This window comes from Microcystis sp. M179S2 (genome assembly GCF_020245805.1).
Classification (GTDB): Bacteria; Cyanobacteriota; Cyanobacteriia; order Cyanobacteriales; family Microcystaceae; genus Microcystis; species Microcystis aeruginosa.
The window spans coordinates 1-4,790 of record NZ_JADBUE010000180.1; the positions used below are offsets into that span (position 1 = coordinate 1).

General features: G+C 50.4%; 6 protein-coding genes. 4 read left to right on the plus strand and 2 right to left on the minus strand.

What is annotated here, in order from left to right; all coding sequences use genetic code 11:
• Window positions 1-297 precede the first annotated feature (297 nt).
• Together IM500_RS11305 and IM500_RS11310 are read right to left on the minus strand one after the other, a co-directional pair.
• On the minus strand, window positions 298-471 hold the full coding sequence (locus IM500_RS11305) for a hypothetical protein (RefSeq protein WP_155120266.1): 174 nt from the start codon (window positions 469-471) through the stop codon (window positions 298-300).
• Between the two features lie 20 nt (window positions 472-491).
• Window positions 492-1,049, minus strand: a complete 558-nt coding sequence (locus IM500_RS11310) for a Uma2 family endonuclease (protein ID WP_287738427.1) — start codon at window positions 1,047-1,049, stop codon at window positions 492-494.
• 178 nt (window positions 1,050-1,227) lie between these two features.
• Here IM500_RS11310 and IM500_RS11315 point away from each other — a divergent pair, with 178 nt between their 5' ends.
• The 4 genes from IM500_RS11315 to IM500_RS11330 all read left to right on the plus strand — a co-directional run.
• Window positions 1,228-1,722: a tetratricopeptide repeat protein gene (locus IM500_RS11315; RefSeq protein ID WP_287738429.1), complete on the plus strand. Its 495-nt coding sequence runs from the start codon at window positions 1,228-1,230 to the stop codon at window positions 1,720-1,722.
• A 143-nt stretch (window positions 1,723-1,865) separates the two neighbouring features.
• Entirely contained in the window at window positions 1,866-2,966 is a 1,101-nt protein-coding gene (locus IM500_RS11320; protein WP_287738430.1) for a S1C family serine protease, read from the plus strand.
• Window positions 2,967-3,025: 59 nt separating this feature from the next.
• Complete coding sequence (locus IM500_RS11325) at window positions 3,026-3,634, plus strand: COP23 domain-containing protein (RefSeq protein WP_002763038.1); 609 nt, start codon at window positions 3,026-3,028, stop codon at window positions 3,632-3,634.
• 39 nt (window positions 3,635-3,673) lie between these two features.
• Window positions 3,674-4,790: S1 family serine peptidase (locus IM500_RS11330; protein ID WP_287738432.1), on the plus strand; the 1,117-nt coding region annotated here is incomplete at its 3' end.

Consider the following 4,790-nt stretch of genomic DNA (forward strand, 5'->3'; position numbering starts at 1 on the left):
AGCAAAATCGGATGATTTAAAACAACATCTTACCCTAGAAAATTTAACCCGTATGATGAGGGAATTAGGGGGAGAATGGGAACTTACCCTTAAATTTCCTGAGCAACAAGTGATTAAATTAAGTAGTGAGCGCCCGTAGTTCCTAGGTTGGTTTGAGGGAATAAATATGTTAAAGAAAACCTCTCAATTCTCAGGAAAAGCGAAACCCAACACCCAACACCTAAATCTGTCTGAATCTTTTTGTTGGGTTTCCTTGGGTGTATTGTTGGGTTTCCTTTTTGTTGGGTTTCCTTGGGTTTATTGTTGGGTTTCCTTACGTCTATCGGCTAGACAAGGAAAAAGCGATCGAGGATTTCCGACAAGCCGCCGAACTGTTCCGCCAGCAAGGGAACGCGCCAGCACGCGAAAAAGCCCTGCAATTCCTACGGCAATTAGGCGCGGTCTAGATACTCGATCGATTTTGAATCTCACCCCGAAAAAAGCGATCGATCTTACAGCAAGATTTCTAGCGCTAGGGTGAACCCCGGAACCACATCTTCCCCGCTTAAAATCGCGTTCTCGGGATAACAGGTAATCGTCCCGTCCTGACGGTAGACAAAAGCCTGTTGATTCTGGCGATCGATCAACCATCCTAACTTCACCCCGTTCTCCCGATACTCCTCCATTTTCCGCTTTAACTTGGATAAACTATCGGTTTTAGAACGGATCTCGATCACGAAATCCGGCGCGAGATCGAGAAATTCATCCTCCCTTTCCTGCCAACCAGACGGTAAACGTTCTCTCGCCACGAAAGCCACATCGGGAGAGCGTACCGCGCTATTGGCCAGTTTAAAACCGCCGCTAGAACTAAATACCTCTCCTAACCCGTTCTGTTCGACCCAGTAGAGCAGGCGAGCGCCGGCTTTCAGTTCTCGATTCGCTGAAATACTTCCGATCGGGGGCATAGTGACTAACGTTCCATCTGCATTGCGTTCAAAGCGTAATTCCGGGTTCTGACAACTGAGGCGAATTAATTCCGCATCAGTAATCGTCGGGGATTTGCTTACCATATTGCATCAAAAAAAACAAGTATTTTTCACTAAATGATAACAAAGCGATGCCGATTGCCGCGCTTTTTCCTTTTGTACCCGAAAGGAAAAAAAATTGATCGCCCTATTCTGCATATTCCCAAAAAAGCAACCGATGAATTAGGTAGAAGCTCAAATCACCCTCACCGAGGCACTACCCATGAAATCCTTCGCCCTTCTCACCACCGTCAGCCTAATCGGCCTCTCCACCCTCGCCACTGTTCGCCCCGTTATGGCCCTAGAAAGCCGACAACCAGCCGAAACCCGGATCGCTCAAGCGAACTACAAAGAAGCGATCGCCCACTTTAACCGGGGAATTAACTACATCCAACAGGAAAAATATGATCTCGCCCTCGCTCAATTCACCAGAGCGATCGAACTCGATCCGGACTATAGCGAAGCTTACCTCGGTCGGGGCATGATTTACACGATTCGCGAACAATGGCGGCCGGCGTTTCAAGACCTGAACACCGCGATCCGACTAAACCCCCGCGCTGCCTACGCTTACCATTTCCGCGGATACGTCCATCTCGCATTTAACCAGAGACAAAATGCGATCGCCGATCTAACAACGGCCGCCGAATTATTTCGCCAGCAGGGAAACACAGAAATGTACAACAGCGCCATAGAAGCACTACGGCAGATAGGTGCGTAAGTTGCAAGGGAGAGCGATCGCTCTCCCCCTCTAAACTTTTGTGAAAAAAGCAACCTGAAGACTTAAAACTTAATCGCATAATTGGAAAAAAACCAACGATAACATCCTTGCAAGTATCCCCCGACTAAAGAGGAGTCAATCCGATGAAACCAATTACTTTCACCCTATCGGTGCTACTGGCCACCACTGGCCTACTGGTTCAACCCGGAGGCTTCCTGATGGAAAACATTCCACCCATCCTCGCCCAGGAGCAGACCGCTTCTAGAGTCTATCAGAAAGCCAGCCCCGCCGTCGTCACCGTCAAAAATGGCAGCGGCCACGGTAGCGGCTTTCTCGTCAGTCCCGACGGTATCATCATTACCAACGCCCACGTTGTTGCGGACGGACCCCGGGTGGTGACGGTGAAATTTGCCAACGGACAGCAGGCCTCAGCAGACGTGATCGGCTTCGCCAAAAATGGCGTGGATTTAGCCGTCCTGCGGATTTATAACCGCCAAAACCTGCCCTATCTTCCCCTCGCCCGTCCGAACTCCGCCAAAGTCGGCGAAAGCGTTTTCGCCATCGGCACACCTTTAAACGAGGACTATCAAAACACCCTCACCCAGGGCATTATCAGCCGTCTCGACCCCGAAAAAGGCATCGTACAACACAACGCTAATATCAACAAAGGCAATTCCGGCGGGCCGCTTTTGAATTCACGGGGGGAAGTGGTGGGGGTTAACGTCGCAGGCGATATCGGGAGTTACGTTTACGACGGTGCGGGAAACCCGATCGGCCTTACCCAGAGCGGCATTAATTTCGCCGTTTCCCTCGATCGCCTGCAAGCTTTCCTCACCGCAGTTAAAACAGGTGATGTCTCCACCGTCTCAACATTAGGACAGGACGATCGGATACAGTTACTCGCCCTCCCTCTTAACGGTCAGACCGTTCAAGGCAACTTGACCAAAGACCAAAACGAGCAATATTACGGGTTCGAGGGTCGTGCCGGACAGAAAATCGTTCTGGATATGAACAGCAACGAGATCGCTCCCTATCTTGTCCTCTATCGCGTTCTCCAATCTTCCGAGGGGACAAAATACCCACAGGTCGCCCGTAGTAACCAGCGTGTCGATCGCGCTCCCGGGGATTTTAACGCTCGACTCGTAACCGAATTACCCGCCGATGGAGTTTATATCCTAGTGGCTACCTCTCGCGAAGGGGGTGAATCGGGTCGCTACACCCTCAACGCCGCCGCTAACCCTTAAATAATCCCATTTTGACCCTAATCACGATTCTAATCCCTATTTTCTGAGGAACTATCCCTATGAACTCTAGATATATTTCCCACCGTCTCGCTTGCGTCGGCCTCCTCGCCACTGTCCTCCTCGGTGGTATCGCCCCCGGTTTCAGCCAATCGACCACCCCGAATGGCGTCACCTTCTTCTGTAAAGAGGTGTTCGATCGCGCATCGGGAGGAAAAATACCCGCCACCCTGGCTTGGATTCCCCAAAGGAGCGGCAATGTGCGGATTATCGGCTGGAAATCGGAATATTTCTCCAAACGTTCCCCGGTTCGTTGCGAGGAAGTCACGAAAAAATTCCAGGAAGCCTATAATCAAGGGCGTTTTAACTATCTCACCACCGGCCGGGCGAAGGGATACCCGATCATCTGCAGCGTTTCACGATCCGGCGATCCCTGCGATGGTAATAGCCAACTTTTTACCCTTAAACCCCACGATAATCCAGATTTAGTCTTGCAACAACTCATGGACATCCTAGAGGGGAAAAGCTCGGATATGCTCCTCCAGAATTCCGGAGATAAAACCTATATCTCGATGACGGAGTTTTTCGCCAAAGCACCACTCGCCGATCGCGACGCACCCTGTGGTACGAGATCTGCTGGCCCGCAAAATAATTGCGTTCCCACCCGCTAGAATTTTCGCTGTTTTACCCCGAATTTCCCCATAATAACCATGTTGAAACCCTTTCCCCTACTCCTAAGCCTCCTACTTCTGCCCGTCGTACCGGTTAAAGCGCTATCCCCTTTCTCTCCCCCGGCGATCGTGGCGGAAGACAGCCCAAACGCGCAGATCGAGCGATCGATCCGTCAAGTCACTGTTAAGATTACTAGCGAGATAAATCGGGGATCGGGAATCATTATCGGGAAAAAAGGCAGTATATATCTCGTTTTGACCAACGCTCACGTTACCCGCGGCGCGACCACCCTACAGATCCAAACCCACGACGGCCAAACCCGCACAGCCTCGATCGCGCCGAATTCCCTTTTAAAAGATAAGGATCTGGCCCTCGTGGAGTTTAGCGATACCAGGGATTATCCGATCGCTAAAATTCGCGCCATTTCCCCGGATGCGGAACTAGATATCACTGTAACCGGTTATTCCGCAGAAACGGGGCAGTACACCACCGATAACGGGAAAATTGAACAAACAAGCGATCGACCCCTCCGGGAGGGCTACAGCGTCGGTTATAGTGGCGATATCGTGCAGGGAATGAGCGGCGGTGGTATCTTTTTCGAGGATGAGTTAATCGGCATTAACGGGCGATCGGCCCATCCGATTCTCTCTAACTACATCTACGAAGACGGTACAAAACCCACAGACGCAGAAATCCAACAGATGAGAGCGGTTAACTGGGGCATTCTCCTTAATACCCTATTAACCTACATCCGTCCGGAAATCCTCAGCGCCTATAACCTGCCCCTACCGCAGGTGAACCCCGATATAGAAACCACCGCCCCTCCTGACTATATCGCCGAATTAGAAACAAAAGCCAAGGGTTTCACCGTGCGGATTGATAGTAGCAGTAAAGCCAATGGAAGTGGCGTAATTATCGCTAAAAAAGGCAATATTTACACGGTTTTAACCGCAGACCATGTATTATGTGAGAAGGAAGAAAGTCAAGATGCTGCAAGTAAACCTTGTCCCGATAACACCTACACCGTCGTCACCAGCGACGGCAAAACTCGAAACATCGAGAAAAGCACCATCATCCGGCAGGAAGGGGTAGATTTAGCAGTTTTTCAGTTTGAAAGCCTGGACAATTATCCCGTTGCGGAAATAGCGAATTATA

What these genes read in the sequence shown, in the direction of transcription:
- IM500_RS11310 (WP_287738427.1), bottom strand. Translation starts at nt 1,049, where the DNA reads ATGGTAAGCAAATCCCCGACGATTACTGATGCGGAATTAATTCGCCTC.
- IM500_RS11315 (WP_287738429.1), top strand. Translation starts at nt 1,228, where the DNA reads ATGAAATCCTTCGCCCTTCTCACCACCGTCAGCCTAATCGGCCTCTCC.
- IM500_RS11320 (WP_287738430.1), top strand. Translation starts at nt 1,866, where the DNA reads ATGAAACCAATTACTTTCACCCTATCGGTGCTACTGGCCACCACTGGC.
- IM500_RS11325 (WP_002763038.1), top strand. Translation starts at nt 3,026, where the DNA reads ATGAACTCTAGATATATTTCCCACCGTCTCGCTTGCGTCGGCCTCCTC.